The 26,509-nt window shown below is 68.1% G+C and carries 30 protein-coding genes; 14 read left to right on the top strand and 16 right to left on the bottom strand.

Annotated features, from left to right (window positions below; translation table 11 throughout):
• Nucleotides 1-82 precede the first annotated feature (82 nt).
• Nucleotides 83-1,345 carry a pentapeptide repeat-containing protein gene (locus tag G3M62_RS15135; RefSeq protein ID WP_165188363.1) on the top strand — a complete coding sequence of 421 codons (1,263 nt, stop codon included), beginning with the start codon at nt 83-85 and terminating at the stop codon, nt 1,343-1,345.
• A 67-nt stretch (nt 1,346-1,412) separates the two neighbouring features.
• Here the strand turns inward: G3M62_RS15135 and G3M62_RS15130 are convergent, their stop codons facing one another.
• Complete coding sequence (locus G3M62_RS15130; protein WP_165188361.1) at nt 1,413-1,880, bottom strand: Hsp20 family protein; 468 nt, start codon at nt 1,878-1,880, stop codon at nt 1,413-1,415.
• Nucleotides 1,881-2,123: 243 nt separating this feature from the next.
• Between G3M62_RS15130 and G3M62_RS15125 the strand changes: the two genes are divergently transcribed.
• From G3M62_RS15125 to G3M62_RS15105, 5 genes are all read left to right on the top strand, one after another.
• The gene (locus G3M62_RS15125) at nt 2,124-2,966 is read left to right on the top strand and encodes a class I SAM-dependent methyltransferase (RefSeq protein ID WP_165188360.1); all 843 of its coding nucleotides are present in this window, start codon (nt 2,124-2,126) and stop codon (nt 2,964-2,966) included.
• A 77-nt stretch (nt 2,967-3,043) separates the two neighbouring features.
• Nucleotides 3,044-3,934 carry a class I SAM-dependent methyltransferase gene (locus G3M62_RS15120; RefSeq protein ID WP_165188358.1) on the top strand — a complete coding sequence of 297 codons (891 nt, stop codon included), beginning with the start codon at nt 3,044-3,046 and terminating at the stop codon, nt 3,932-3,934.
• Nucleotides 3,935-4,082: 148 nt separating this feature from the next.
• Nucleotides 4,083-4,391, top strand: coding sequence for an SCP2 sterol-binding domain-containing protein (locus G3M62_RS15115; protein WP_165188356.1), 309 nt, complete (start codon nt 4,083-4,085; stop codon nt 4,389-4,391).
• A 3-nt stretch (nt 4,392-4,394) separates the two neighbouring features.
• The gene (locus tag G3M62_RS15110; protein WP_165188354.1) at nt 4,395-5,366 is read left to right on the top strand and encodes an alpha/beta fold hydrolase; all 972 of its coding nucleotides are present in this window, start codon (nt 4,395-4,397) and stop codon (nt 5,364-5,366) included.
• A 4-nt stretch (nt 5,367-5,370) separates the two neighbouring features.
• Nucleotides 5,371-5,742 (top strand): hypothetical protein, encoded by a 372-nt coding sequence (locus G3M62_RS15105; RefSeq protein WP_246263284.1) that lies wholly within the window; start codon nt 5,371-5,373, stop codon nt 5,740-5,742.
• A 7-nt stretch (nt 5,743-5,749) separates the two neighbouring features.
• Here the strand turns inward: G3M62_RS15105 and hisN are convergent, their stop codons facing one another.
• Both hisN and G3M62_RS15095 read right to left on the bottom strand, forming a co-directional pair.
• The gene (gene hisN / locus G3M62_RS15100) at nt 5,750-6,586 is read right to left on the bottom strand and encodes a histidinol-phosphatase (RefSeq protein ID WP_165188352.1); all 837 of its coding nucleotides are present in this window, start codon (nt 6,584-6,586) and stop codon (nt 5,750-5,752) included.
• Nucleotides 6,587-6,635: 49 nt separating this feature from the next.
• Nucleotides 6,636-7,019, bottom strand: coding sequence for a helix-turn-helix domain-containing protein (locus G3M62_RS15095; protein ID WP_165188350.1), 384 nt, complete (start codon nt 7,017-7,019; stop codon nt 6,636-6,638).
• 141 nt (nt 7,020-7,160) lie between these two features.
• On the opposite strand from G3M62_RS15095, the gene G3M62_RS15090 reads away from it, so the two are divergent.
• Entirely contained in the window at nt 7,161-8,087 is a 927-nt protein-coding gene (locus G3M62_RS15090; protein WP_165188348.1) for a lysophospholipid acyltransferase family protein, read from the top strand.
• Here G3M62_RS15090 and G3M62_RS15085 read toward each other — a convergent pair.
• The 5 genes from G3M62_RS15085 to gcrA all read right to left on the bottom strand — a co-directional run bounded on the left by G3M62_RS15085 (nt 8,084) and on the right by gcrA (nt 12,203).
• Nucleotides 8,084-8,587, bottom strand: coding sequence for a response regulator (locus G3M62_RS15085; RefSeq protein ID WP_165188346.1), 504 nt, complete (start codon nt 8,585-8,587; stop codon nt 8,084-8,086). The genes G3M62_RS15090 and G3M62_RS15085 overlap by 4 nt on opposite strands.
• 102 nt (nt 8,588-8,689) lie before the next feature.
• Entirely contained in the window at nt 8,690-9,430 is a 741-nt protein-coding gene (locus tag G3M62_RS15080; RefSeq protein WP_165188344.1) for a M23 family metallopeptidase, read from the bottom strand.
• A 95-nt stretch (nt 9,431-9,525) separates the two neighbouring features.
• Nucleotides 9,526-9,747, bottom strand: a complete 222-nt coding sequence (locus G3M62_RS15075; protein WP_165188342.1) for a DUF2093 domain-containing protein — start codon at nt 9,745-9,747, stop codon at nt 9,526-9,528.
• A gap of 57 nt (nt 9,748-9,804) precedes the next feature.
• The gene (gene xseA, locus G3M62_RS15070) at nt 9,805-11,391 is read right to left on the bottom strand and encodes an exodeoxyribonuclease VII large subunit (RefSeq protein WP_165188340.1); all 1,587 of its coding nucleotides are present in this window, start codon (nt 11,389-11,391) and stop codon (nt 9,805-9,807) included.
• A gap of 293 nt (nt 11,392-11,684) precedes the next feature.
• Nucleotides 11,685-12,203 (bottom strand): cell cycle sigma 70 cofactor GcrA, encoded by a 519-nt coding sequence (gene gcrA / locus G3M62_RS15065; RefSeq protein ID WP_018113364.1) that lies wholly within the window; start codon nt 12,201-12,203, stop codon nt 11,685-11,687.
• A gap of 243 nt (nt 12,204-12,446) precedes the next feature.
• On the opposite strand from gcrA, the gene G3M62_RS15060 reads away from it, so the two are divergent.
• Nucleotides 12,447-13,268, top strand: a complete 822-nt coding sequence (locus G3M62_RS15060; RefSeq protein WP_165188338.1) for an ABC transporter permease — start codon at nt 12,447-12,449, stop codon at nt 13,266-13,268.
• A gap of 163 nt (nt 13,269-13,431) precedes the next feature.
• Here the strand turns inward: G3M62_RS15060 and G3M62_RS15055 are convergent, their stop codons facing one another.
• Nucleotides 13,432-13,842, bottom strand: a complete 411-nt coding sequence (locus tag G3M62_RS15055; RefSeq protein ID WP_165188336.1) for a YbaY family lipoprotein — start codon at nt 13,840-13,842, stop codon at nt 13,432-13,434.
• Between the two features lie 231 nt (nt 13,843-14,073).
• Between G3M62_RS15055 and G3M62_RS15050 the strand changes: the two genes are divergently transcribed.
• The 3 genes from G3M62_RS15050 (at nt 14,074) to G3M62_RS15040 (ending at nt 16,545) form a co-directional block, all read left to right on the top strand.
• Nucleotides 14,074-15,294 carry an aspartate aminotransferase family protein gene (locus G3M62_RS15050; protein ID WP_165188334.1) on the top strand — a complete coding sequence of 407 codons (1,221 nt, stop codon included), beginning with the start codon at nt 14,074-14,076 and terminating at the stop codon, nt 15,292-15,294.
• 62 nt (nt 15,295-15,356) lie between these two features.
• The gene (gene argF / locus G3M62_RS15045) at nt 15,357-16,292 is read left to right on the top strand and encodes an ornithine carbamoyltransferase (protein ID WP_165188332.1); all 936 of its coding nucleotides are present in this window, start codon (nt 15,357-15,359) and stop codon (nt 16,290-16,292) included.
• A 13-nt stretch (nt 16,293-16,305) separates the two neighbouring features.
• The gene (locus G3M62_RS15040; protein ID WP_018062315.1) at nt 16,306-16,545 is read left to right on the top strand and encodes a DUF2164 domain-containing protein; all 240 of its coding nucleotides are present in this window, start codon (nt 16,306-16,308) and stop codon (nt 16,543-16,545) included.
• Nucleotides 16,546-16,554: 9 nt separating this feature from the next.
• Here G3M62_RS15040 and G3M62_RS15035 read toward each other — a convergent pair whose 3' ends face one another.
• Nucleotides 16,555-17,187, bottom strand: a complete 633-nt coding sequence (locus G3M62_RS15035; RefSeq protein ID WP_165188330.1) for a glutathione S-transferase family protein — start codon at nt 17,185-17,187, stop codon at nt 16,555-16,557.
• Between the two features lie 230 nt (nt 17,188-17,417).
• Between G3M62_RS15035 and G3M62_RS26530 the strand changes: the two genes are divergently transcribed.
• Nucleotides 17,418-19,646 (top strand): formylglycine-generating enzyme family protein, encoded by a 2,229-nt coding sequence (locus tag G3M62_RS26530; protein WP_246263283.1) that lies wholly within the window; start codon nt 17,418-17,420, stop codon nt 19,644-19,646.
• 81 nt (nt 19,647-19,727) lie between these two features.
• On the top strand, nt 19,728-20,648 hold the full coding sequence (locus G3M62_RS15025; RefSeq protein ID WP_165188328.1) for an Hsp33 family molecular chaperone: 921 nt from the start codon (nt 19,728-19,730) through the stop codon (nt 20,646-20,648).
• Here the strand turns inward: G3M62_RS15025 and G3M62_RS15020 are convergent.
• The 6 genes from G3M62_RS15020 to metZ form a co-directional block, all read right to left on the bottom strand.
• Nucleotides 20,645-21,292: a hypothetical protein gene (locus tag G3M62_RS15020; protein ID WP_165188326.1), complete on the bottom strand. Its 648-nt coding sequence runs from the start codon at nt 21,290-21,292 to the stop codon at nt 20,645-20,647. The genes G3M62_RS15025 and G3M62_RS15020 overlap by 4 nt on opposite strands.
• 77 nt (nt 21,293-21,369) lie before the next feature.
• Entirely contained in the window at nt 21,370-22,203 is an 834-nt protein-coding gene (locus tag G3M62_RS15015; RefSeq protein ID WP_165188324.1) for a hypothetical protein, read from the bottom strand.
• A 113-nt stretch (nt 22,204-22,316) separates the two neighbouring features.
• Nucleotides 22,317-22,967, bottom strand: coding sequence for a hypothetical protein (locus tag G3M62_RS15010; RefSeq protein ID WP_165188322.1), 651 nt, complete (start codon nt 22,965-22,967; stop codon nt 22,317-22,319).
• 221 nt (nt 22,968-23,188) lie between these two features.
• Nucleotides 23,189-23,515, bottom strand: a complete 327-nt coding sequence (locus tag G3M62_RS15005) for a helix-turn-helix domain-containing protein (RefSeq protein WP_165188320.1) — start codon at nt 23,513-23,515, stop codon at nt 23,189-23,191.
• Nucleotides 23,516-23,652: 137 nt separating this feature from the next.
• Nucleotides 23,653-24,117 carry a Co2+/Mg2+ efflux protein ApaG gene (gene apaG / locus G3M62_RS15000; protein ID WP_165188318.1) on the bottom strand — a complete coding sequence of 155 codons (465 nt, stop codon included), beginning with the start codon at nt 24,115-24,117 and terminating at the stop codon, nt 23,653-23,655.
• Nucleotides 24,098-25,282: an O-succinylhomoserine sulfhydrylase gene (gene metZ, locus G3M62_RS14995; RefSeq protein WP_165188316.1), complete on the bottom strand. Its 1,185-nt coding sequence runs from the start codon at nt 25,280-25,282 to the stop codon at nt 24,098-24,100. Before metZ ends, apaG begins: the two co-directional genes overlap by 20 nt.
• Nucleotides 25,283-25,453: 171 nt before the next feature.
• Between metZ and G3M62_RS14990 the strand changes: the two genes are divergently transcribed.
• Nucleotides 25,454-26,482 carry a 2'-deoxycytidine 5'-triphosphate deaminase gene (locus G3M62_RS14990; RefSeq protein ID WP_165188315.1) on the top strand — a complete coding sequence of 343 codons (1,029 nt, stop codon included), beginning with the start codon at nt 25,454-25,456 and terminating at the stop codon, nt 26,480-26,482.
• Nucleotides 26,483-26,509: the final 27 nt, after the last annotated feature.

Below are 26,509 nucleotides of genomic sequence, written 5' to 3'. Positions count from 1 at the left end.
GGCGCGGTCTTAACGCTTCGCTTGTTGATCGGCGGTATTTCTGAGCCGTATCAACGGGTTTCTCGGGGGAGAAGCGTAGGACATGAGCGCGGCGCAGAGCATTGCGGGACGGCGGCGACTGAGCCAGGCCGAGCTCGACATGATCGTGTCGGCGCACGAGAAGTTCGTCGCGGGCAAGCAGGGCGGCAAGCGCGCCTCGCTGCGGTTCATGAACCTGTCGGGCCTGGACCTGTCGTTCCGCAACCTCGCCGACGCCGATTTTTCCGCCTCGATTCTCGACGGTTGCCGCATGGTACGTACGCGGCTGGAACGGGCCAATCTGTTCGGGGCCGACCTGCGTCAGGCCGATCTGCGCCAGGCGATCCTGGTGCGCGCCGATCTGAGGGGCGCCTGTCTGCGCGGCGCGAACCTGTCCCAGGCCGACCTGACCCAGGCCGATTTCCGCGAAGGCCAGGTGGCCATTCCGCATCCTCGCAAGGGCCTGGAGACCCTCCGCCACGAGACCCGCAACGGCGAGGTCGACGAGGTCAATTTCTCGGGAGCGACCCTGGACGGCTCGCAGTTCGCCGGCGTCTCGGCCTTCAAGGCCGATTTCAGCGACTGCTCGCTGCGCGGGGCCAAGCTGGCCGGGGCGAACCTCAAGGAAGCCAATCTGAGCGGGGCCATCCTGGACGGCGCCGACGTCAAGGGCGCCAACCTCGAAGGCGCCAACTTCACCGGCGCGGTGATGACCGGCGTCGACACCTCGACGGCCCGCACCAGCGGCGCGGCCATGGAGGGCTGCCTTACGGCGTCGACCGAACGGGCGCTGTCGCGGGTCGAGGACATTCACCAACGCTGCCTGGCCAACCAGGCCTGGTGCAAGACCGGCGGCAAGGAGGGCGAACCGGCCCGTCTGGACGGCGAGGACCTGCGTCCACTGGGCGATCGCTTGAAAGGGCTGCGGCTGACCGCGATGAGCGCGGCGGGCGCCTGCATGGTCGGGATCGACCTGTCCGGAACCCAGCTTCAGGGAGCCAATCTGCGCAACGCCGATCTGCGCCTGGCCAATCTGCGCGGCGCCGACCTGCGGGGCGCCAAGCTGACGGGGGCCAACCTGACCAAGGCCGACCTGCGCCAGGCGTTTCTCTCGCCTCTGCCGCTGGGGCCTGAGCGCAAGACCCTGGTCAATCTGAAGGCCGCCCGTCTGCGCTATGCCCTGCTGCAAGCCGCCGACCTCAGCGAAGCGGTGCTGGACGGCGCGGACCTGCGCGGGGCCGACTTCACCGGAGCCCAGTTGACCAAGACCAGCCTGCGCGACTGCGACCTGTCGCAGGTGCAGGGCCTGGACTTCGCGCCGGCCTAGGCTCGCAGCGCAGCGCATCGAAAAAAGGGTCATAGAGGGGATATCGAGGTAACGCGCGAAGGTGGCGTTAGGCTGCCTTCTCGCCTTCGACCTTGGCGCCTTCGATCAGGGACGCGGCGGACTTGATCTCGATCGTGCGGGGCTTGAGGGCCTCGGGCAGCTCGCGCTTCAGCGAGATCGACAGCAGGCCGTCCGACAGGGCCGCGTCGGTCACGACCACGTAATCGGCCAGTTGGAAGCGGCGCTCGAAGTTGCGCTCGGCCAGGCCGCGGTGGAGATAGCGCTTGGCTTCGTCATTGGCCGGCTTGCGGCCGGTGACGGTGAGAAGGTTTTCCTTCACCTCGATGCCGAGCTCTTCCGACTTGAAGCCAGCGACGGCGATCTCGATGCGGTACGCGTTCTCGGCGGTGCGCTCGATGTTGTAGGGGGGATAGCCCGAGGCGGCTTCGTTCGAGGCGGCGGCGTCCAGCAGGGCGGCCAGCCGGTCGAAACCGACGACGGAGCGATAGAGGGGCGACAGGTCGATCGTACGCATGGTGACAATCCTTCTTTCAAAGCAAGGTTGTTCAATGGGTTCAGACCTTTGGCGACCCTGAATAGGCGTCGCCGACGATCCGGAAGGCCCGGGTTTCCAGCACCTTCGAGACCAAGGTGGTGCGCCGATTTTCGACTTCAAGAGGTTGAATGAGCGGCTGGACGGTGAATCGCTTGATCGGCGTTCGCCCAAGGCTAAGGTCGGCGCGCCCGGCCTTTGGCCCGCTCTTGGAGAGCTTCGACGATGACCTGCCGCCGCCATCTCCTGCTGTTCGCCGCCGCCGCCCTTTGCCTTTCGGCCTCGCCCGTCTTCGCCGCCGACGCGGCGCTGCAGGCGGCCATCGCCTCGCCCGACCGGACGCCGGCCAGCGTGACCCGCGACGGCGCCCGCCATCCTTACGACAGCCTGACCTTCTGGGGGCTGAAGCCCAAGCAGACGGTGATCGAGGTCTCGCCGGGCGGCGGCTACTGGACCGAGATCCTGGCCCCTTACGCCAAGGCCACCGGCGGGGTCTACATCGCCGGCCTGGCTGACCTGGCTAACCCCAAGATCTCGGAAGGCGCTCGCAAGGGTCGGGCGAACTTCGAGATGCGCTTCATGGACCCGGCCAAGTACGGGACCGTGCGGTTCGTGAACTTCGGTCCGGTCGCCGGGCCGCTGGGGGCGGCGGGCTCGGCCGACCTGGTCCTGACGGCGCGCAACGTCCACAACTGGACCGTCCAACCAGGCGTGGCCGACAAGATCTTCAAGGACTTCTTCGAGGTGCTGAAGCCGGGCGGCGTCCTGGCGGTCGAGGATCACCGCGCGGACCCCAAGTCCGAGACCGACAAGGGCGCGAACGGTTATCTGGCGACGGCCACGGTCGTGGCCCTGGCGGAAAAGGCCGGCTTCAAGCTGGACGCCAAGTCCGAGATCAACGCCAATCCCAAGGACACCAAGGACCATCCGTTCGGCGTCTGGACCTTGCCGCCCACCCGTCAGAGCGCGCCGGATGGTCAGCCCGCCGACCCGAACTTCGACCGCGCCAAGTACGACGCCATCGGTGAGAGCGACCGCATGACCCTGCGCTTTCGCAAGCCGGGCTGAGGCCTCGGCCGATCTGGGCGCAGTTTCGCCAAGGTCGGGTGCATGATCGAAGCGTCGCGTTGATGGTGGGGGATGGCATGGGTTCTGGACTTCGATGGTCGCGGCGCGGGCTGCTGGCGGGCGCGGCGGCGCTGAGCCTGGCCGGGTGCGGGCGCAAGGCGGCCAAGCCCGAGGCCGCCAAGCCGGCGGCGAAGGCCGAGCCCATGAGCCTGAAGGCCGCGACCCAGGGCGACTGGCGCTCGCCCGCCGACAAGGCCCGCGACGTCTGGCGTCATCCCGTCGAGAGCCTGGAGTTCTGGGGGCTGAAGCCGGGCCAGACCGTGGTCGAGTTCTGGCCCGGCTCCGGCTGGTACACCGATATCCTGGCCCCGTACCTGGCCGCGACGGGCGGCAAGCTCTACGCCGCCTCGCTGCAGACGGATCTGCCGGACGAACCCGCCGCCAAGGCGGCCGTCGAGGCCTATCAGCGCAAGCTCGCCGACAAGAAGAAGGTCTACGGCGAGGTGGTCGTCACCGCCTTCGGACCGACCAGCGGCCCGGTCGCGCCGGCCGGCTCGGCCGATCTGGTGCTGTTCCTGCGCAACCTGCACAATTGGATGGCCGCGGGCCTGGCCGAGAAGGCTTTCCGCGAGGCCCTGACCGCCCTGAAGCCCGGCGGCGTGCTGGGGATCGAGGAGCACCGGGGTGAGCCCGGCCGGGTGCAGGATGTGCTGGCCGCCGACGGCTACGTGCAGCAGGCCTATGTGATCGAGATGGCCAAGGAGGCCGGGTTCGTCCTTGCGGGCGAGAGTGAGATCAACGCCAACCCCAAGGACACCAAGGATCATCCGTTCGGTGTCTGGACCCTGCCGCCCACCCGGCTGTCGGCGCCGCGCGGCGAGCCGGCCGAGCCCGGCTTCGACCATGCCAAGTACGACGCCATCGGCGAGAGCGACCGCATGACCTTGAAGTTCGTCAAGCCGAGGTGAGGGCCGCCCAGGGAGGCATGGCTTCCCTTGGGTGATCTTGAAGATACGAAGAAATTAGCCGCCGGCGCGTCTGAACAGTGTTTACTCGTCGCGATCCAGCGGCCAGTCTGCCGCCGCAGAATCCACGCGCCACAGAGGGAGACGCGACATGGCTACGTTGCAGGAAATCACCGATCGCATGAAGGCCGCCGTCGGTGACGACAGCGGTCTGGGCAAGAGCCTGAAGTTCGACCTGAAGGACACCGGCGTCATCCACATCGACGGCGGCTCGGTCACCAACGAAGACAAGCCGGCCGACCTGACCATGACCCTGTCGCTGGACGACCTGCTGGCCATCGGCGCCGGCTCGCTGGACCCGACCATGGCGGTCATGACGGGCAAGCTGAAGCTGTCGGACATGGGTACGGCCATGGCCCTGCAGTCGAAGATGGCGGCCCTCTTCGCGAAGATGCGCTGATCCATGGGGGATGCGGCGCCGCTGGTCTCGATTTCCGAGGCGCCCGTCCCCGACCATGGAAAGGCCGAATGGTTCAGCGGCGCGGATGGGGCGACCCTCCGCGCCGCTCTGTTTTCGCCGGAAGGCGACGCCCGAGGTTCGGTGGTGGTCAGCCCCGGGCGCAGCGAGCCGATCGAGAAGTATTTCGAAGTCGTCCAGGACCTTCTGGATCGCGGCTTTGTCGTGCTGGTCCACGATTGGCGAGGGCAGGGGCTGTCGCACCGCGCCTTGCCGGACCGGCTGAAGGGGCACGCGGCCGGGTTCAAGGATTTCCTCGCCGACTACCAGGCGCTGCTGGCCGCGTTCGAGACGCGACTGCCCAAGCCCTGGATCGCCCTGGGGCATTCGATGGGCGGCTGCCTGACCATGCTGGTGCTGGCCACGGGCGAGACCCGCTTCGCCGCCGCCGTGCTGTCAGCTCCGATGCTGGGTCTCAACACCGGCGGCAAGCCAGCCCGCGCCGCCCGCGCCCTGGCCTGGACCATGGCCCGCGCCGGCCTGGCCGGCGACTACGTGTTGGGCGACAAGGGCGATCCCTTCATCCAGAGTTTTCCAAAGGACGCCCTGACCCACGACGCGGCGCGTTACGCCCGCTTCCAGGCTCAGATGAAAGCCAATCCCGACATCGCCCTAGGCGGCATCACCTGGGGCTGGACCGACTTCGCCTTCGCCGCCTGCGCGTTCCTGCGGCGAACCCAAGGGGTCGAGGCGGTATCGATCCCGGTGACCATCGTTGGCGCCGGCGAAGACAGTCGGGTGCTGGTCGCGGATGAGACGTCGATCGCCGGCCGCCTGCCGAAGGGCCGCTACGTCGAGATCGCCGACGCTTTCCACGAGATCCTGATCGAGACGGACGAGCGCCGCGCGGTGTTCTGGAAGGCCTTCGACGAGACGGTGGATGGCGTTGTGCGTTCGAAGGCCGGCAAGCTCGCATGAGCCTTTGGACCTGGCTGAAGTCACTTGGTCAGTCGACTCCGGCGCGTCGGGCCGGCCCGAAGCCGCCTACGAACTTTCTCTGATCGACGACGTCGTCGCTCTCCGTGACCCGGACAAGCAAGAACATCGAGTTTCGATGTCGGAACTTCGCGGCGTGATCATCGAGACGGACGATTCCGGCCCATGGGGCGCGGATTTGTGGTGGCTGCTGTTTGGCGCCGACGATCGTGTCGCCGTCGCATTTCCAGGCGGAGCGACTGGCGAGCAGGTCGTTATCGATCGCCTGATGGCTCTGCCTGGCTTTGACTTCGAGACCATGACCCGGGCTATGGGATCGACCGAGGTCGCGGTGTTCCCGGTGTGGCGCGCGACTTAGCGGCTAGCTACTTCGCCGACCGGCGCAGCGAGACCAGCGCCTCGTCCAGGCAGCGACGATCGCCAGCGATGACCATCTGGCCGCCGTCCGGGCCGATCGGTTCGCCGCGCCAGTTGGCGACGACCCCGCCGGCGCCCTCGAGCAGGGGAATGGCGGCCTCGACGTCCCAGGACTTCAGGCCGGCCTCGATGACCATGTCCATCTTGCCCATGGCGACCATGGCGTAGGCGTAGGCGTCGCAGCCCAGGCGGGCCAGCTTGGCGGCGGCGCGCACCTGCAGCCAGGCGCCGCGCTCGGCCCCGTCGAAGCAGGCGTCGGGATCGGTGGTGGCGATGATGGCGTCGGTCAGGTTGGGGCACTCGCGCACCCGGATCGGACGCTCGACGCCTTGCGACATCAGCCGCGAACCCGCGGCCGAGCCGATGAAGATCTCGCCCGTATAGGGCTGGCCGATCGAACCCAGCACCGAGCGTCCCTGATGGCGCAGGCCGATCAGGGTGGTCCATAGCGGCAGACCCGAGATGAAGGCGCGCGTGCCGTCGATCGGGTCGAGCACCCAGACGAACTCGGCGTCCGGACGGTCGTCGCCGTATTCCTCGCCGATCACCCCGTGGTCGGGATAGCGCTCGGCGATCAGCTTGCGGATCGCCGCCTCGGCGCCGCGATCGGCTTCCGTCACCGGATCGAAGGCCGCGTGGCTGTCGCGCGGCAGGTTCTTGCCGGCGCCTTTGTCTTCCAACCCGTGGTCGGCGCGGAACAGCGGCAGGATCGCCGCCGCCGAAGCGCGATTGAGGTCGATGACGAAGGCGTCGAGCTGGGCGAGGCGGTCGGCGGCGAGGGTCATGGGCGAGGCTTTAGCCCGCCCTTCGACTCGACGCCACCGTTCGCGAACCTCAGGCCTCGATCGCCTCGCCGCCGTTCAGCGACTTGGCCAGGTCCAGCAGGCGACGGCGCGGACGCTCGCCCAGCAGATAGTAGGCGCGGACCAGGTCCAGCGTCTCCTTGCGGGCGAACATCTCGCCGCCTTCGCTCTCGGTGGCGGCTTCCTTCGCCGCGCGGTCCGACAGGCCGTCGTAGAAGTAGCCGACCGGAACCTCCAGCGCCTCGGACAGCTGCCAGAGGCGAGCGGCCGAGATGCGATTGGCGCCGCATTCGTACTTCTGGATCTGCTGGAATCGCACCCCGACGGCGCCGGCCAGCTGTTGTTGAGTCAGGCCCAGCAGACGGCGGCGACGCCGCAATCGCTTGCCCAGATAAACATCGATGTCGTTGCCCATGATGACGCCCCGATTTCATGTTCCCGTCCCGAAACGGAACGGCCTGGGTTGACATCCGCAAGTCGCGTGCCGGGCGAGCCGCGTGCGAGTCGACACACGCTGCGAGTCCCACTTGTCCGCGAAGCAGGCTACTAAGGGTTCATGTCGGATAAGCGTCGGCCTTGGGCCCAGGACCTTCTATGGCGCGCGGAAGCGCTGGGTTTTGACCTCTTCATAGGCGTGGTGCGCCTGTTGGGCGTTGACGCCGCCTCGGCGTTCGGCGGCTGGCTGGGTCGCACGGTCGGGCCCCTGAGCGGCGCCCACAAGGTGGCGACGCGCAACCTCAAGCTGGCCTTCCCGGACAAGGACGAAGCGTGGCGCGACGCCATGCTCAAGGCCCAATGGGACGGCCTGGGCCGCACCTTCGCCGAATTTCCGCTGATGGACAAAATCCTGCCCTCCACCGGCCGGGTCGAGGTGGTCAACCAGGAGCGCCTGTTCCAGATCGCCGCCGACAAGGTCCCGGTGGTCTTCGTTTCGGGACACCTGTCCAACTGGGAGGTGATGCCCGCGGCGATCGTGGACTCCGGGGTCGTCTGCGAGATGACCTACCGGGCGGCCAACAATCCGTATGTCGACGAGCGCATCAAGGCCAGCCGCTTCCGCTACGGCGTGCGGCTGTTCGCGCCCAAGGGCGGGGACGGGGCTCGAGAACTGCTGGAAGGGATGAAGCAAGGCAAGTCGGTGGCCTTGATGAACGACCAGAAGTTCAACACCGGTGTCGAGGGGCTGTTCTTCGGCCATCCCGTGCGCACCGCGCCGGGGCCTTCGCGCCTGGCGATCCGCTTCGGCACGGTGCTGCAGCCGATGTCGGTGCAACGGATCAAGGGCGCGCGGTTCCGGGCGGTGGTGCACGATCCCATCCATCTGCCCAACACCGGCGATCGCACCGCCGACATCGAGACCGGGGTGAAGCTGGTCAACGCCTTCATGGAAGAGCGCATCCGCGAGCGGCCCGAGGAGTGGTTCTGGGTGCACCGCCGGTGGCCCAACGAGGTCTATGCGGCCCTGGCGGCGAGCGAAGCCTAGAGCTCCAGCATCCGTTCGTGTCCGCGCCGTTTGGGGCCGTCGTAGGCGGGGTCGTCGCGACGGCGGCGGCAGGGGCCGAAATAGTCCTCGGTGCGGATGAACGGCCGGGGCTTGAAGATCACCGTGTTGATCCGGTCCAGCAGCGAGCGGGCCGTGACCGGCTTGACGACGATCTCGGTGACGCCGGCGTCGCGGGCCTCGAACACCCGGTGCCGCTCGGCGAAGCCCGTCAGCATGATGATCGGCAGGAACGGGTCGGGGCTGTCGGGCGACTGGCGGACCAGCTGGGTGAACTGCACGCCGTCCAGGGGCGACATGCGGAAGTCGACGATGGCGATGTCGATCTGGTGGTCGCGGACCACCTGCAGCGCCTCGGCGCCGTCCATGGCCTCCAGCACGTGTCGTACGCCCACGCCCTTGAGGATCGTCGAGACGATCGCCCGCATGTGATGGTTGTCGTCCACCAGCAGAAAGCGCAGCTGTTCGAGCGTCGCTGACATGCGGGGCGGGGTCTCCATCGCGAAAAAGGGATGGCGGGGGATACTGTACAGTTAACGGCCTGTCGATCCCCTCACAGGCGAATTTACAATCGAAGGTTCCCCTCAGGCGCGTGGTTGCGGCAGCCCGACCATCAGCGACGGGTCCAGATTCTGGTCGCGCCACTTCATCCGCCAGCACAGGTGCGGACCCGTCGCGCGGCCTTCCTTGCCGACCGCGCCGATCAGCTGGCCTTGGGTCACGGACTGTCCGGCGGCCACGTCGATGCGAGAGAGGTGCAGATAGGCGGTGATCAGGCCCTGGCCGTGATCGATCAGGATCAGCCCGCCCTCGAAGTGCAGGCCCGTTTCGGCGAAGCTGACCACGCCGGCGGCCGGGGCCACGACCGGCGTCCCGACCGGGGCGGCCAGGTCTACGCCGTAGTGCGGACGCTTGGCCTCGCCATTGAGGATGCGCTGGCCGCCGAAGCTGGACGAGCGCCGGGTGGCCTGGACGGGCCAGATGAAGCCGGTGCGGAACCAGTCGGCGTCCTGGCGGCTGGCGAAACCGACGCTCTTGCGCGCGCCCTCGGCGGCGATGCGGGCCAGCAGGGCGGGATCGCTGGGGGCGACCTGGTCCTGGGCCAGGCCGTCGATGCGCTGGATGTCGAAGGTTCCGGGCGCGATGGTCGCCTGGTGGCTGGCCGAGCCGTCGGCGGTCTCGACCGTGATCAGGGCCGGGGGCGGGGCGTCGCGGTCGAAGCCGATCACGAACCATCCGTTGGCCGAGGCCTGGGTGGCGGGCGCGCCGTTCAGCAGCACGGTGGCGCGGGGCGCGGTATGGCCGACGACAGCGCCGCCCTGCACGAAGCGGCCGGACAGGGCCAGGCCGGGCGCGGCGGCGCGTGCGAGAGATGGAAAGCCAAGGGCGGCGGTCAGGCCGGCGAGCGCCCCCCGCCGGTTCAGGCCCGGCTCTCCCGCCAGCGCTTCAGGGCTTCGGTCGGGCCGGCATAGGCCTCCTGCAGCTCGGGGCTCCAGTAGCGCAGGTTCTCCAGCGCCACCTTGGCGCCGGTGACGGCGCACAGCACGTATTGCCCGGGGCTCATGATGGCGAACTCGCCGTCGCCATAGTGCAGCGTGGCCGGGCCGCCGGATTTGCCGAGATTGGGATCGAACGCGTTCATGAGGGTCTTTTACGCCAGTTGGTGGTTTCGGAACAGATAGGCTTCATCCCCCGGGATCTAGAACAGGCTCCCCTGATCGGTGGACGGCGCCGGCTTTGGCTTGGGCGCCGGACGGGGCGGGGCGACGGGAGCGGGGGGGATCGGCGCCCCGCCTTCGCCGTCGATCACCGCGTCGCGCTCGCCGGCCTTGAACTTCAGGCTCACGCGCTCGCCGCTGGCCAGTTCGCCGGCCGAGCGGGCGATCGTGCCGTCGGCCTTGCGGACCAGGGCGAAGCCCAGCTCCAGCGGCCGCTCGGGATTGAGCGACAGCCGCAACTTGTCCAGGCCGATCAGCCGGTCGGTCTCGTGCTTCAGCCGTCGCCGCGCCACCGCGTTCAGCCGCTCCTGCAAGGCCGGCAGGCGGGCGTGCTGGGCGACCCGCTCGGGAACGCGCCGGGCCGCCAGGTCCAGCCTTTTGCCCAGGTCGCCCACCCGGCGGCCGGCGTCGTTGCGCTGGCGATGCAGGGTGTCGGGCGACAGGCGGGCGGTGACCTTCAGCAGGTCGCGGGCGTGGATGTCGGTGTTGCGCTGCAGGGCCGCGTCCAGGCGGGCGGCGACCTCCTTGAAGTGGCGCTCGGCCGGGGCGGTCAGGTCGTCCAGGCGCGGCAGGCCGCGCACCGCCAGGTCCAGGCGCTGCTGGGCCAGGGCCAGCAGGTCGGCGGGGCGGGGCAGGCCGCGCGCGGCGCTGATCAGGCGGGTGCGGCGCTCCTCGACCGTCCGCGCGCCGCAGGTGTTCAGGCGACGGTCGTAGTCGCTGACCAGGGCCCGCAGCTCGGCCAGGACGGGCGTGGCCATTTCGGCGGCGGCGGTCGGGGTCGGCGCGCGGCGGTCGGAGACGAAGTCGATCAGGGTGGTGTCGGTCTCGTGGCCGACGGCCGAGATCAGTGGGATCGTCCCTTCCGCCACCGTGCGGGCCAGGCCCTCGTCGTTGAACGCCCACAGGTCCTCGACCGAGCCGCCGCCCCTGGCGACGATGATGATGTCGGGACGAGGCACCGGTCCGCCGGGGGCTATGGCGTTGAAGCCCCGGATCGCGGCGCTGACCTGGCCGGCGGCGGCGTCGCCCTGCACCACGCAGGGCCAGACCAGCACCTGGCAGGGCCAGCGGTCGCGGATGCGGTGCAGGATGTCGCGGATCACGGCCCCGGTCGGGCTGGTGATCACCCCGACCACGGCCGGCATCGAGGGCAGGGGACGCTTGCGCTCCGGGGCGAACAGGCCCTCGGCGTGCAGCTTGGCCTTCAGGCGTTCAAGTTGCGCCAAGAGCGCGCCGACGCCGGCGGCCTCCATGGTCTCGATGACGATCTGGTAGCGCGAACCGGCCGGATAGGTGGTGATCTTGCCGGTGACGATGACTTCCAGTCCGTGCTCGGGCCGGATCTGCAACTGGCGGACATTGCCCTTCCAGACCACGCCGTCGATGGCGGACTTGTCGTCCTTGATGGTCAGATAGACGTGGCCGTTGGAGTGGTGGGTGACCTTGCTGAGCTCGCCGCGCAGCCGCACGAAGCTGTACCGGTCTTCCAGCGTGCGCTTCAGGGCGAAGGCCAGTTCCGAGACGGAATAGGCCTGGGCGTTGGAATCGGGGGCGGCGACGTCGGTCATGGGGGATTAGATAAGACGGATTTTGGTTGGGTGTGAAATGGGTGTCTCCGTGTGGCGAGCACTTGCACCCTACAGACCGCGAAGCGGTCAGGTGGGGGCAAGTGGGTGTGATCTCACGCCAAATTCGTCGTTCCCCAAACGCAAAGATCCCGGAGCGGCCTCTCGGCCGTCCGGGATCTTTTCCAGTCCTCGTCGTGGAGCCGAAATCCTGACAAGCGCCGCGACGCGAGGATTCCTACCACCGACCCGGTATCCCGCGCTCGAAAAGCGCGGGCGGCCCCACGGTGCGAGGCCTAGATGTAGCGGCGCAGAGAGCGGGCCAGTTCGGTGGCGCCGGCCTTCTTCTTGGTCTGTTGCGGCTGGTAGGCGATGCGGGCGTGTTCGCCGCAATAGGGGCCTTCCGACGAGCGGCGGCCGCAGAAGGTGAAGCCGTCGGTCGACGGATCGCCGATCGGCCACTTGCACATGTGGGCGCCCAGGGTCAGCACGGTGGCCGAACCCGGCTCCTCGGCGCGGAACGCCGGGACCGAAGGCTGCTGGGCGACGGCCGGGAGGGCCGCCGGCTCGGCGGCGATCACCCGGCGCGGCGCCGAGGGCATGGTCGTGGCGGCCGGACGCGCCGGACGCGGGGCCTTGAAGGCCGGACGCGCCGGTTGCGAGGGGGCCGCGCGGCCCGACAGGCCAAGGCGGTGCACCTTGCCGATGACGGCGTTGCGCGTGACCCCGCCCAACTGTTTGGCGATCTGACTGGCGGACAGGCCGTCCAGCCAGAGCTTCTTCAAGGTGGTGACCCGTTCGTCAGTCCAGCTCATTGCCCATCTCCGCCTAAAAAGAGTCCGAAGCGGGTTTCCCCGACTCGCCTCGGCCTCTACATCTGGTGTACGAACAGCCCCGCCGGCCGCTCGCCTACCAGATAGTGTAAAGAATACGTTAAAACACACAATAGGCGCCAAGGGGTCTGTCCACAGAAACAACATATTGATTCTGTCGGAGCGCCGCTTGCGCTGGGCCAGCCTCGGGCGCACATGGCGAAAGCGCTTCAGGACCCCGGGCTTATGAAAGACATCTCAGACACCGTCATCCCCCCGCAGCCGCGCGATTATCACGGCTGGAACTGGAGCGGGTTCTTCACCCTCTATCAGCGCGAGATCCGCCGCTTCTGGAAGGTGGGCACCCAGACCGTCGCCGCGCCTGTGGTGACGACCCTGCTCTACATGCTGGTGTTCGTGGTGGCCGTGGGCCCCAGCCGCCAGGCGGTGGACGGCGTCAGTTTCGGCCATTTCGTGGCCCCGGGGCTGATCATGATGGCCATCCTCAACAACGCCTTCGCCAACTCGTCGTCCTCGCTGATCCAGGCCAAGATGATGGGCCTGACGCCGGACTTCCTGACGCCGCCCCTGACGCCGCTGGAACAGGTCTCGGCGTTCGGCCTGGGCGCGGCGACGCGCGGCATCGTGGTGGGGGCGATGACGGCCCTGGTGATCGGCGTGCTGCCGGGCGCGGGCCTGCAGCTGTCGCACCTGTGGGCGGTGATCTATTTCGCGGTCGGCGCCTCGGTGATCCTGGGCCTGGCGGGCGTGCTGGCCGGTCTGTGGGCCGAGAAGTTCGACCAGCTGGCGGCCGTGACCAACTTCCTGATCATGCCCATGACCTTCCTGTCGGGCACCTTCTACCTGGTCGACAAGCTGCCCGAGCCGTTCCGCTCGGCCAGCCACTTCAACCCGTTCTTCTATCTGATCGACGGCTTCCGCTACGGCTTCATCGGCCACGCCGACGGCTCGGTGGCGATCGGCGCGACGGTGACGGCCGTGCTGTCGGTGGGGCTGTTCCTGTGGTGCTGGGGCCTGTTCCGGACGGGATACCGGCTGAAGAGCTAGATGCAGTCAGGAGCGTTTGGATTGAAGCGGCCGCCTCGAAAGGGGCGGCCGTTTCATATCCGTTTCCCCGGCGAAGGCCGGGGCCCAGGTGAAGCCCACGAGCCGCTCCGGGTGAATCTGGATCCCGGTCTTCGCCGGGAAGACGGATCGGGGTTGGCCGGGCTTAACGTCCAACTCCCTTCACCAGCACCGTCACGTCCTTCGTCGGCCCGCCATTGATCACCGAAATCGACGTGTCGTTGATGAACCGCAGTTGGCCGTCCACCTCGACCCGGGCCGAAACGGTGATGCGCGCCGAGGGCGCGATCTGGGCCGGATCGTAGCCGAGGGAGAACGCCACGGGCGGCGTCTGGGCCGGGATCACGGCCTCGGAGAGAACCTTGGCCGGGGCGTCGGCCAGGCTGACGTCCTGCAGGCGCACGATCACCTTGGTCTGGGGCGGCAGCATGATCCGCTCGCGCCACGCGACCTGGCCGGTGACGGCCGCGCTGGAGGGACCCGTCGGCGCGGGCGTGGCGGCGGCGCAGCCGGCCAGCACCGTGAGGGCGAGGAGGGCGGGGGCGATGGGTTTCATGGACGATCTCCTGAACAGGGCTCCCCCGAGCCCCTAAGGCGTACGGCCTGGACGATCCCGGTTCAACCGGCGGGCGGGTCATGGGACCGCGAACAGTGTGGCTTAACCATCGCTGACACCCAAAATTCACGGCCGATTTGTTGACAGGGCGGGCTTACGCGCCGACAACGCTCAGCCTTCCGGTCCCCGCGCTTTCAGCACGGGGGCTTCTTTCCTTTTTGGGAGGCCGTCTTGAGCACGTCGACGTCGTCTAACCCTTCGCAACAACACCACATCATGGGCGTCTACAATCGCGCCCCGCTGGCGTTCGAGCGAGGCCGAGGCGCGCGCCTGTTCTCGACCGATGGCGAGGAATACCTGGACTGCGTGGCGGGCATCGCCACCGACGGTCTGGGCCACGCCCACCCCGCGCTGGTCGAGGCGCTGAAGACCCAGGGCGAGAAGCTCTGGCACGTATCCAACATCTATCGCATTCCAGAGCAGGAAGAGTTGGCCGACAAGCTGTGCGCCAACAGCTTCGCCGACGTGGTGTTCTTCACCAATTCGGGCACCGAGGCGATCGAGTGCGCGCTGAAGACCGCCCGCAAGTTCCACACCGCCAACGGCCAGCCGGAGCGGGTCGAGATCTTCGGCTTCGATGGCTCGTTCCACGGCCGCTCGTACGCGGCGGTCAACGCCTCGGGCAATCCCAGCTATGTCGAGGGCTTCGGGCCGCGCCTGCCGGGCTACACCCAGCTGACCTTCGGCGACATCGAGGCCATCAAGGCCGCGGTGGCCAAGCCGACCACGGCGGCCTTCATCATCGAGCCGGTTCAGGGCGAGGGCGGCGCCCGCGCCATGACCGTCGAGCAACTGAACGAGCTGCGCCAGCTGACCCGCGACGCCGGCGTGCTGCTGATCTATGACGAGGTCCAGAGCGGCATGGGCCGGACCGGCAAGCTGTTCGCCTACGAGTGGGCCAGCGACGCCGCGCCCGATATCATGGCGGTGGCCAAGGCCCTGGGCGGCGGCTTCCCGGTCGGCGCCTGCCTGGCCACCACCGAGGCGGCCAAGGGCATGACCGTGGGCGTCCACGGCTCGACCTTCGGCGGCAACCCGCTGGCCATGGCCGTGGGCAAGGCGGCGTTCGACACGATCAACACCGACGAGATCCTCGACAACGTCAAGCAGGTGGCCGGCTACTTCGTCCAGCAGCTGAACGGCCTGAAGGATCGTTTCCCGGACGTCATCGTCGACATCCGCGGCAAGGGCTTCCTGATCGGCATCAAGCTGATCCCGAACAATCGCGAGTTCATGGTCCTGGCCCGCGACCAGAAGCTGCTGATCGCCGGCGGCGGCGACAACTGCGTGCGCCTGCTGCCGCCGCTGAACCTCACCATCGAGGAAGCGTCGGAAGCGATCGCCAAGCTGGAAAAGGCCTGCGAGGCCGCCCGGGCCCAGACCGCCGCCTAACGCCACGACAAGACACCGCCCGTTCCGGCGCGCGCCGGGATGGGCGGGCAGGGGGATTTGTCATGACTGAGCCCAGACACTTCATCGATCTGTGGAAGCTGGACGGCGCGACGCTGCGCCTGATGCTCGAGGACGCCAAGGCCCGCAAGGCCGCCCGCGCCGGCTGGGGCAAGGGCCGCGTCGACGCCGACGCCCCGGCCAAGGACCGCGTGCTGGCGATGATCTTCCAGAAGAACTCGACCCGCACCCGCTTCTCGTTCGACGCGGCGATCCGCCAACTGGGCGGCGACGGCATCATCTCGACCTCGGCCGACATGCAGCTGGGGCGCGGCGAGACCATCGAAGACACCGCCAAGGTGCTGTCGCGCATGGTCGACGCGGTGATGATCCGCGCCAACAGCCACGCCGACGTCGAGCGCTTCGCCCAGGTCTCGACCGTGCCGGTGATCAACGGCCTGACCGACAAGAGCCATCCGTGCCAGATCATGGCCGACCTGCTGACGATCGAAGAGCATCGCGGCGACGTGGGCGGCAAGACCATCGCCTGGGTCGGCGACGGCAACAATGTCTGCTCCAGCTTCATCCACGCCGCGCCGCTGCTGGGCTTCAAGCTGAACATCGCCTGCCCGGCGATCTATCACCCGGACCTGGTCGACCTGGCCCGTGCCCAGGAGCTGCAGGGCCAGATCACCCTGACCGACGACCCCAAGGCCGCCGTGCGCGGGGCCGACGTGGTGGTGGCCGACACCTGGGTGTCGATGGGCGACACCGACCATGACGAGCGTCTGGCCGCGCTGGAGCCCTACCAGGTCGACGACGCCCTGATGGACCTGTCCAAGCCCGACGGCGTCTTCCTGCACTGTCTGCCCGCCCACCGGGGCGAGGAAGTCACCGACGCCGTGCTGGACGGCCCGCGCTCGCTGGCTTGGGACGAGGCGGAGAACCGCATCCACGCCCAGAAGTCGGTGCTCGCCTGGTGCTTCGGGGCGATTGGCTAAAAAGGATCAGCCAGTGTCGAAGATCGAGTTCAACAAGCAGAAGCGCGACGCCTTGCTCGACAAGCTGACGCGCTATCTGGACCGCGAACTCGACTGCGAGGCCAGCCCGCTGCAGGCCGGTTTCCTGCTGGACTTCATCTCCGAGCAGATGGGGCCATACTACTACAATCAGGGCGTCCAGGACGCCCAGCAGCTGTTCCGCGACAAGCTGGAAGACGCCGTCTACGAGATCGAGAAGCCGTTCGTCGACTAGGGCGAACGGCTAGCTCGTCCACCAGGTCCGGGTCGCCTCGCACACGGCCAACGCGCGCCGATAGCCGCCACGTTCGCGCAGCCGCGCCAGATAGGCCTGCTCCGCGTCGCCCAGCGCGAACCCGATGTTCTTGCGCGCCATCTCCAGCGCGTAGCCCACCGAGATGTCCGCCGCGGTGAAGGCTTCTCCGGCCATGTACGGCGCGTGCTCCAGTCGCCGGGTCACCAGGCCCAATCGGCTGGTGAACACCCGCATCGCCTGGCGCGCGCTCCAATTGTCGCGCTCGCTTTCCGGCGCGATGTTCCGCGCGCCCGAGACGAAATAGACCGAGGCGGAAAGGCCGGCTTCGCCCAGGTGCAGGAATTGCTGGTAGGCCGGAAAGGTCGGGTCCTGGGCGTTGGGCGCCAGCGCCGACGGGCCGTGGCGCGCCAGCAGATATTCCATGATCGCGATGGACTCGACCATGGTGACGTCGCCGTCGCGGATGGCGGGGATGAACCCGGCTGGGTTGATGGCCAGGAATTCGGCGTCGTTCTCGACTCCGGCCAGGAGATCGACATCCCGCAGCCGGTACGGCAGCCCCATCTCCTCCAGCAGCCACACGACCCGGAAGCCCCGGCCTTCGCCGAAAACGGTGATCATCGCGCTTCTCCCCAGTCGCCAGCCTCATAGCGAGAGAAGCAGCGACCCGTCATGGCGTGCAAGCCTCGTGCGCGCTTGAGCAAGCCGGCGCACGGAAAGCGGGCCGGACGGACCACGACTGCGCGGCGGCGCGGCGCCGGACTGAAACCGCCGTGTCGAACGGGTAGACGGCCATCGCGCGCGCCGGACGATGCTATCGCTATCGTTAGCGTTCAGTGGGGGAGCAGGTCGTGACCAAGACCAATCACGCGTCGAATGGCCGTCGCGCCGCGTTGTTGGCGGCCGGCCTGGCCGCCCTGACCCTGGCCGCCTTGACCTCTCAGGCCCGCGCCCAGGACACCCAGTATTCCACCTTCCCGTGGTTCAAGCAGAACATGGTCACAGGACCGCGCTGCTTTGCCTATCCCGAGCCGTGGGAAGGCCCGTTCAGCCCGTGCACCGAGGTCGACCACCAGGCCTGGCTGGCCGACGTCACCCGCTGGCGAGCCGAGCGCCGGATCCGGGTCGGGCTCGACACCAGCCGCTACGACAAACCCGAACTGGCCTGGACCCAGCGGGCCTTCATGCAGGCCCAGGCGATGATGGAGGATCGCTATCTCTACGACCCCGCCAGCGGCCGCTACACGGTCGACCGCTATCTGGACGACCTGATCGCGCGGTTCGGCGGCATCGACGCGGTGCTGCTGTGGCCCGACTATCCCAACCTGGGCGTCGACGCGCGCAATCAGATCGACATGATCCACGCCCTGCCGGGCGGGATCCCGGGCGTGAAGGCCATGATCGCCGACTTCCACCGCCGGGGCGTCAAGGTGCTGTTCCCGATGATGATGTGGGACCAGGGCACGCGCGATCCCGGCGCGCCGTGGCCCGAGGCCCTGACCCAACTGATGATCGAGATCGGCGCCGACGGCATGAACGGCGACACCCAGGACGGCGTGCCGCTGGCCTTTTCCCTGGCCGCCGAGCGCCAGGGCAAGAGCCTGGCCTTCCAGCCCGAGGGCGTGGTCCACGACGAGCAGCTGGCCTGGAACGTGATGTCGTGGGGCCAGTACGACTTCGGCTTCGTCCCCAAGGTCGACCGCTATCGCTGGCTGGAGCCGCGCCACATGGTCAACATCTCCGACCGCTGGAACCGCTCCAAGACCGACGACCTGCAGTACGCCTTCTTCAACGGCGAGGGCTGGGAGAGCTGGGAGAACATCTGGGGCATCTGGAACGGGATCACCCCGCGCGACGGCGAGGCGACGCGGCGAGTGGCGACGATCGAGCGCGGCGTCGCGCCGTTCCTGACCAGCCCCGACTGGGAGCCGTTCTATCCGATGACCCGGTTCGGCGTGTTCGCCAGTCGCTGGCCGAAGGGGGGAGCCGAGGTCTGGACCATCGTCAACCGCAACGAATACGGCGTCGACGGCCGGCAGATGACGGTGGCCGACGCGCCAGGCCGACGCTGGTTCGACCTCTATCACGGCGCCGAACTGACGCCGGAGCGGGCCAAGGACTCAGGGAGCGGCAAGGCCTGGCTGAGCTTCCCGGTCGAGGCCAAGGCCTATGGCGCGGTGCTGGCGGTCGACGGCGAGCCCGACGCGGCGATGCGCGATCTGATGGCTCGCATGAAGGCCATGACCGCCAAGCCTCTGGCCAGCTATTCGGCCGAGTGGAAGCCGCTGCCGCAGAAGATCATCGAGATCGCCCCGACCCGCCCGGCCGTGACCACGCCGACGGGCATGGTCGAGATTCCAGCGGGGACCTTCCGTTTCCAGGTACGCGGCCTGGAGGTCGAGGGCGGCAATGGCGTCGGGGTCGACGTGGCCTATCCGTGGGAGGACTCGCCCCGGCGCTTCCATGATCACCAGATGGCGATGAAGCGGTTCTTCATCGATCGCACACCGGTGACCAACGCCCAATTCAAGGCCTTCCTGGACGCCACGCGCTATCACCCCAAGGACGACTTCAACTTCCTCAAGGACTGGACCGGCGGGTCGTATCCCGATGGCTGGGCCGACAAGCCGGTGACCTGGGTGTCGCTGGAGGACGCCCGCGCCTACGCCGCCTGGGCCGGCAAGCGCCTGCCGCGCGAATGGGAATGGCAGTACGCCGCGCAAGGGAGCGACGGCCGGACCTATCCGTGGGGCGAGGCCTGGAACCCCGCCGCCGTGCCGACGCCCAACAGGGGGCGGACCCTGACCGCGCCGGACGCCGTCGACGCCCACCCGGCCGGGGCCAGCCCGTTCGGCGTGCTCGATCTGGTCGGTAATGTCTGGCAATGGACCGATGAGCACCAGGACGACCACACCCGCGCGGCCATCCTGCGCGGCGGTAGCGGTTACCAGCCCCAGGGCTCGATCTGGTACTTCCCCCAGGCCTATCGCAACGACCAGCACGGCAAGCTGCTGCTGATGGCGCCGGGCAAGGACAGGGCCGGGACCATCGGTTTCCGGTGCGCGATGGACGCCGGCTGACGCGCGGCGCCGAAACGAGGTCGGGGCGACGCGGTCGCAGGGGGCTCGCATTTTCCACCCGAGCGACTATCTAGCCTCCCCATGACCGACATCACCGCCACCACCGCCGTCGAGGGCGCGCCCGACGACCTCGTTTCCGCCTTCCAGATCGAAGGCCTGCCCGTGCGCGGCCGCATCGTGCGCCTGGGCGCGGCGGTCGACGAGGTGCTGACCCGCCACGAATATCCCGAGCCCGTCGCCAACCTGCTGGGCGAGGCCTGCGCACTGGCCGCCCTGGTCGGGTCGAGCCTGAAGTTCGACGGCCGGCTGATCATCCAGGCCCAGGGCGACGGCCCGGTGCGCTATGTCGTCGTCGACTACGACACCAGCGGCGGCCTGCGCGGCTATTGCCGGTTCGATCCCGAGGAAGTGGCGGCCGTCTCCGAAGGCTTCACCCGGCCCGGCGCCCGCACCCTGCTGGGCGGCGGCACCTTCATCATGACGGTCGACCAGGGGCCGGACATGGACCGCTATCAGGGCATCACCCCGATCGAGGGCGAAACCCTGGCCCTGTGCGCGGAGCAATACTTCGTCCAGTCCGAACAGACCCCGACCCGGGTGCGCCTGGCGGTCGGCCAGGTCGACGCGGGCGAGGGGCCCCAGTGGCGCGCCGGCGGTATCCTGATCCAGTCCATCGCCGGCGATGAGAGCCGGGGCGAGACCCAGGAAGCCTGGCGTCACGCCCAGGCCTTCTTCGAGACCACCGGCGAGGACGAACTGACCGACCCGACCCTGCCGACCACCACCCTGCTGTGGCGGCTGTTCAACGAGGACGGCGTGCGCCTGCTCGAGGAAAAGCCGCTGCGCGCCTTCTGCCGCTGCTCGGAAGACCGGGTTGGGGCGATGCTGGGCTCGTTCACGGCCGAGGAGGTCGCCGACATGGTCGAACCCGACGGCAAGATCCACGTGACCTGCGAGTACTGCTCGCGGAAGTACGAGCTGGAGCCGCCAGCGGCCGCCTAGCTGTAGGCCACGGTGAAGGCGCCCTGGGCGTCCTGGGTGACGGTCGCCGTCGTTTGCGAGCGGTCGCTGAAATCGACGGTCGCCGCCGTGACCACCAGGGCCGAGTAGTCGAGCACCTGGCCCGAGGTGTAGGCGCCGTCAGAGACATAGAAGATCATCTGGGGCGTGATGTTGAAGGTGTCTCCGGGCTCGGCCAGGAAGGTCGCCGTCGGCGCGGGAATGGGCGTCCCCGCGCCCTTGGCCATGCCGAACGCGAAGCCGTCGGCGGCGGTGAAGTCGTTGGTGGCCGCGATCGCATAGGCCCCGGTCGCGGCCATGCCCGGACTGGCGGGCCCAAAGCCCGTCGGCGACGCCGTGAACGACACTTGGTCCTGTGCGTCCAGGTCGACCAGGGCGGTTCCGCCGCTGGCCAGCACCGTTCCGGGGCCAAGCGCGTCGGGCGTCGTGCCCCAGTAAGCATAGACGCTGTCGTCGAAAGTGGCGGAGTCGAAGCCGCCGGTGGTGACGCTGTTGAACGTGACCCAGGCGTTGGCCTGCACGGTCGGAGCGCTTCCCATCCCGTCCACGTCAGGCGGCTCCAGGAAGAAGACGTAGCTCTTGGCGAAGCCGGACTGGTTGAGCACCTGGATCTGGTAGGTCGTCATCGAAGGCGCCTCGCCGCGGCGGTGGGAGCCGGCCGGTCGGCGTCCGCGTCGCCAAGTCGCGTCGCGGACGCCCTGGCTCAGTGAAGCGCGATGGCCAGCAGCAGGCCGCGCACGCCTTGCAGCTCCATTTCCACCGGCGTCTTGGCGTTCTGCCGAAGGGTGTACACCACGCTGGCGGTCGAGCGGCCGTGACCGTCGATCTCGTGGGCCACCGCGCTGGCCACGCGCACGGCGTGCCCCGCGCCGTCCCTGAGGTTGGCCACGATCTTGGACGGATCCAGGCGCGGCGCCAGGGCGGGGCGGATGACCACCAGATGCACCTCGCTGGATCCATCCTCGTTCTTGGCCAGGTGCGCGCCCACGATCCGGTCGCCCGGCTGCAGGCCTTCGCCCGGCGGAGACGCGGTGACCGTGTCGTCGTCCAGCGACGCCGCCGCGGTGGTCTGGCCCCTCACGGTCCAGTCCGCGCTCTTGAGCAGAGCGCCGGAACTGCTGACATCGATCAACTGGCCCCTGAACTGCAGGTCGACCGTGTACTGGACGCCGGGGACCACGTTCCGAAAGCCGGGGCTGTCGGACATGGTGTAGTTGGGGCCCGTCGCCTGGGTCGGGCTGTACATGTTGTCCCACACCGCCTTGCAGCTGCGATGGCCATAGGCGGTGCAGGTGGAGGGGCAGCCGTCCTCCTTGTAGGTCGTGCTCGACATCGGGTCGCCGGCGCAGAGGTAGTGGGTCAGGACCGATCCGTTGGCCTTGAACTGCCCCTTCACGTACTGCCGATACTCGCCGTTGGCGATCGGGGCGCCTTCGAACGTGGCGGTGTTGCTGAACGTGGCGGTGAAGTTGGTCCCGTTCAGGATCGGCGTGACGTTCCCGGCCGGGGTGTGAAAGTCTTTAGCGGTGACAGGCATGGCGATCTCCTCGATCGCGCCGACGGGGTCGGGGCGATCGTTTTCTGGAAATGAAATGAGGGGAAGGGGGCGAGCCGGACGCGCGCTTGGGGCGTCCGGCTCGCGATGAAGGCTTAGCTGTACTGGATGGTGAACAGGCCGTTGGTCCCTTGGGTGACCGTGGCGGTCGTCTCGGGGCGGCCCGTGAAGTCGATCTGCGCGGCGGTGGTCGACACCGAGGAATAGTCGATCACTTCGCCGGCGGTATAGGCGCCGTCGGCCACGTAGAAGGTGACGACCGGCGTGATGTTGAAGGTGTCGTTCGGTTCGGCCACGAAGGTGGCGACCGGGGCGGGGATCGGGGTGCTGGACGCCTGGGCCAGGCCGAACACGTAGTTGTCGGCCGCCACGAAATCGCTGTTGGCGACGATGGCGAACGAACCGGTCTGGGCCTTGCCCGGAACCGGCGGCGCCGAGAAGGCCGTGGGGCTGGCGATGAACGTCACTTCGTCCTGGGCGGTGGTGTCGACCAGGGCCGAGCCGCCGCTGGCCAGGATCACGCCCGGCGCGAGCTGGGACGGGGTGGTGCCCCAGAACGCGTAGGTGGTGTCGGTGTAGGTGACGGTGTCGTAGCTGCCCTGGCCGACGCTGTTGAAGGTGACCCAGGCGTTCGTGAAGATCTCGGGCGAGGCGCCCGTGGTCGTCACCACCGGCGGCGTCATGAAGAACACGTAGCTCTTGTTGAAACCAGATTCGTTCAAGATCTGCAGAGTGTAGGTGGCCATTGTCCGATGTCCTCGAAAGGGTTTCTCGTGATGAGCGATCGCGGGATCGGGACTTGGACGGGCGGAAGGGCGAGGGTGTGCTAGTGGTTTGCCCGGACGGTCCAAAGTCGATCGCGCTGAACGCAGCCAACCTTCAGCGTTTCAAGAATGTTGTACAACCAATGAGTGTTTAACGGCATTCAATCGCGATAACCGTGTCTTGCGTGGCGCGCAAGAATGGCTCAGCGACCCGTCAGGATGCTGATCAGATGGTTGAGCAGGCTAGGCGCTTCGGGATGGCGCCGCAGCGTGGTGATCAGCTGAAGTTCCTCCGGTCGCAGCGGGGGCGTGCGATGCAGGTCCATCTCGCCGCGTCCCATGACCAGCCAGTCCATGGAGACGTCCAGCAGGCTGCACACCTCCATGGCGTGGTGCATGGTCATCGCGCCGCCGCGCCGCCATCGGCTGAGCGCGCTCTCATCGACGCCAAGATCCACGGCCAGGCTCATCATCTTCATGATGCCGCGCTGCCTGATGGCGATGTTCAGACGCTCCGCGCGCGACGACATGTACCAGCCTCATTGCCCCAGGCCGACTGTCGCGGTCAGAGCGAGGCCGGTTTATCCAACTCTTGCGGGCAATATCGTGGAATGCGCCTTAAACTTGTACGCACTTCAACCGGCAGCCGATTTCGGGCGAGGGCGGATCAATTCACCCGTCGCGCGGCGCCCGGCAGGTGCAGCGAGAACTCCGGGATCGCGGCTTCGAACACCTCGCCGGCCTCGGTCATCATCTGGAAATGGCCAACCATGGCGCCGGTGGGCGTCGGCAGCGGGCAGTTGCTGACATAACGGAACGCCTCGCGCGGCCGCAGTTCCGGCTGCTCGCCGACCACGCCCGAACCCTCGACCTCGGTGGAGCGGTTGAGGCCGTCGGTGATCGTCCAGGCGCGGGCGATCAGTTGCACCGTCTCGACGCCGTGGTTCTCGATCTCGACCGTGTAGCCCCACATCCACAGCCCTTCCTCGGGCAAGGACTCCTCGGGCTGGTAGACGGGAGAAACGCGCACGACGATGTCGCGCGTGCGCGCCTCATAGATGCCCGCGTCCGCGCCGCGACGGCGTCGGATCCGCTTCAACGGAGGCGAGGACTCACGCCTGATCGAGCGCACGGGTCACGTCTCGGGTCAGGTCCGCAAGGCTTTCGAGGCCGACCGACAGGCGCACGCCGCCCTCGACCACGCCCAGCGACGGGCGCATCTCTTCGGGCACCGAGCGGTGGGTGGTGGTCGGCGGGTGGGTGGCCATCGACTTGGCGTCGCCCAGATTGTTGGAGATGTCGACGATCTCCAGCGCGTTCAGGAACTTGAACGCCGCTTCGCGCGAGCCGAGGTCCAGGGCCAGCACCGTGCCGCCGCCGCTCATCTGCGCCTTGGCGACGTTGTGGCCTGGGTGGTCGTGGCGGAAGGGGTAGAGCACCTGCTTGACCGCCTTGTGGTCGGCGACCACGTCGGCCAGGGCCGCGGCGGTGTCGTTCTGGCGACGCACGCGCAGGTCCAGCGTCTCCAGGCCCTTGACCAGGACCCAGGCGTTGAACGGCGACAGCGACGGGCCGGTGTGGCGCAGGGCGTCGCGGTAGCATTCCTCGTTGATCGCCTCGCTGGTCAGGATCGCTCCGCCCAGCACCCGGCCCTGGCCGTCGATGTGCTTGGTGGCCGAATAGACCACGATGTCGGCGCCCAGCTTCAGCGGCTGCTGGAAGATCGGAGTGGCGAAGACGTTGTCGACGATGACCTTGGCGCCGACCGCGTGGGCCAGTTCCGACACCGCGCGGATGTCGGTGATCTCCAGCACCGGGTTGGACGGGGTCTCGATCAGCACCGCCTTGGTGTTGGGGCGGATGGCTTCTTCCCAGGCCTTGGGATCGGTGGCGTCGACGAAGGTGGTCTCGACCCCGAAGCGCGGCAGCCACTCGGCGATCAGCCAGCGGCACGAGCCGAACAGGGCGCGGCCGGCCACCACGTGGTCGCCGGCGCGGACCAGGCCCATCAGCGCCATGTGGATCGAGGCCATGCCGGTGGCCTGGGCGCGGCAGACTTCCGCGCCTTCGAGAAGCGCCAGGCGGTCCTCGAACATCTTCACGGTCGGGTTGTTGAACCGCGAATAGACGAAGCCCGGGTCCTCGCCCGAGAACCGGCGATCGGCGCCCTCGGCGCTGTCATAGGTGAAGCCCTGGGTCAGGTAGAGGGCCTCGGCCGTCTCCATGTACTGCGAGCGCGCCAGACCGCCACGGATCAGCTTGGTGGCGATATCCCAGTCCTTCGGGTCCTCGGCCATGGCGGTTCCTTCATCTCGACGCTGAAACGGCCGGCATAAGGGGTTTTGCGAGCCCAAGGGTCAAGGCGGACAAGTTTGATTTCAACATTAGAATTGTCACACGCGAGTAAGCGGTGTGCGGATGGCCCGTGAGCCTTGCCTTCGTGGCGCGGTTTAGCGAGTGTCGCCCCGATGACCGACGCCCACGCTGCGGGGATTCTGCCCTGCCAATCCATCGAGGACCTGATCGCGCAAGAGGCGATCACCTCCCAGACCCCGTTCGACACCGACCAGGTGCAGCCGGCCAGCCTGGACCTGCGCCTGGGCGCGCGGTGCTGGCGGGTGCGCGCCTCGTTCCTGCCCGGCGTGGCCCGCCGCGTGCCCGAGCGTCTGAAGGACGTGGCGATGCACGAGCTGGACCTGACCAAGGGCGCGGTGCTGGAGAAGGGTTGCGTCTACATCGCCGAGATCCAGGAGCGCCTGGCCCTGCCGGGCAATGTGGCGGCGCGCGGCAATCCCAAGAGCTCGACGGGTCGGGTGGACGTGTTCGTGCGCCTGCTCAGCGACCACTCCAAGGCCTTCGACGACATCGAGGCCGGCTATGAGGGGCCGCTCTATATCGAGATCGCGCCGCAGACCTTCTCGGTGCTGGTCAAGGCCGGCACGCGGCTGAACCAGCTGCGCCTCAAGCGCGGCGAGCCGGTCAAGCTGGCGATCAAGAGCGTCGGCGTGGACCTGACGCCGGGCGAGGGCGGCATCGTGGGCTTCCGTGGGCGCCGGCACGCCGGGGTCATCGACCTGGACCACGAGGACGGCCACGATCCGCGCGACTTCTGGGAGCCGCTGGAGACCCGCCACGGCGAACTGCTGCTCGACCCGGGCGAGTTCTACATCCTGGCCTCCAAGGACGACGTCGAGATCCCGGTGCTGGAAGCGGCCGAGATGACCCCGATCGATCCGTCGGTCGGCGAGTTCCGGGTGCACTATGCCGGCTTTTTCGACCCCGGCTTCGGCACCGAGGAGGCTGGCGCGGTCGGCTCCAAGGGCGTGCTGGAAGTGCGCAGCCACGAGACGCCGTTCCTGCTGGAGGACGGCCAGATCGTCGCCCGCCTGGTCTATGAGCCCCTGACCGCGCGGCCGGATCGCCTCTATGGCGAGGGCGGGTCGCACTACCAGCGTCAAGGTTTGAAATTGTCCAAGCATTTCAAGGCGTGGCGTTAGGTCGCAACGATCGGCGCTTCCCTGGTT

Source organism: Caulobacter soli, from assembly GCF_011045195.1.
Taxonomy (GTDB): Bacteria; Pseudomonadota; Alphaproteobacteria; order Caulobacterales; family Caulobacteraceae; genus Caulobacter; species Caulobacter soli.
The sequence above is the reverse complement of the archived record's forward strand: the minus strand, read 5'-3'. Positions and strand labels throughout refer to the sequence as shown.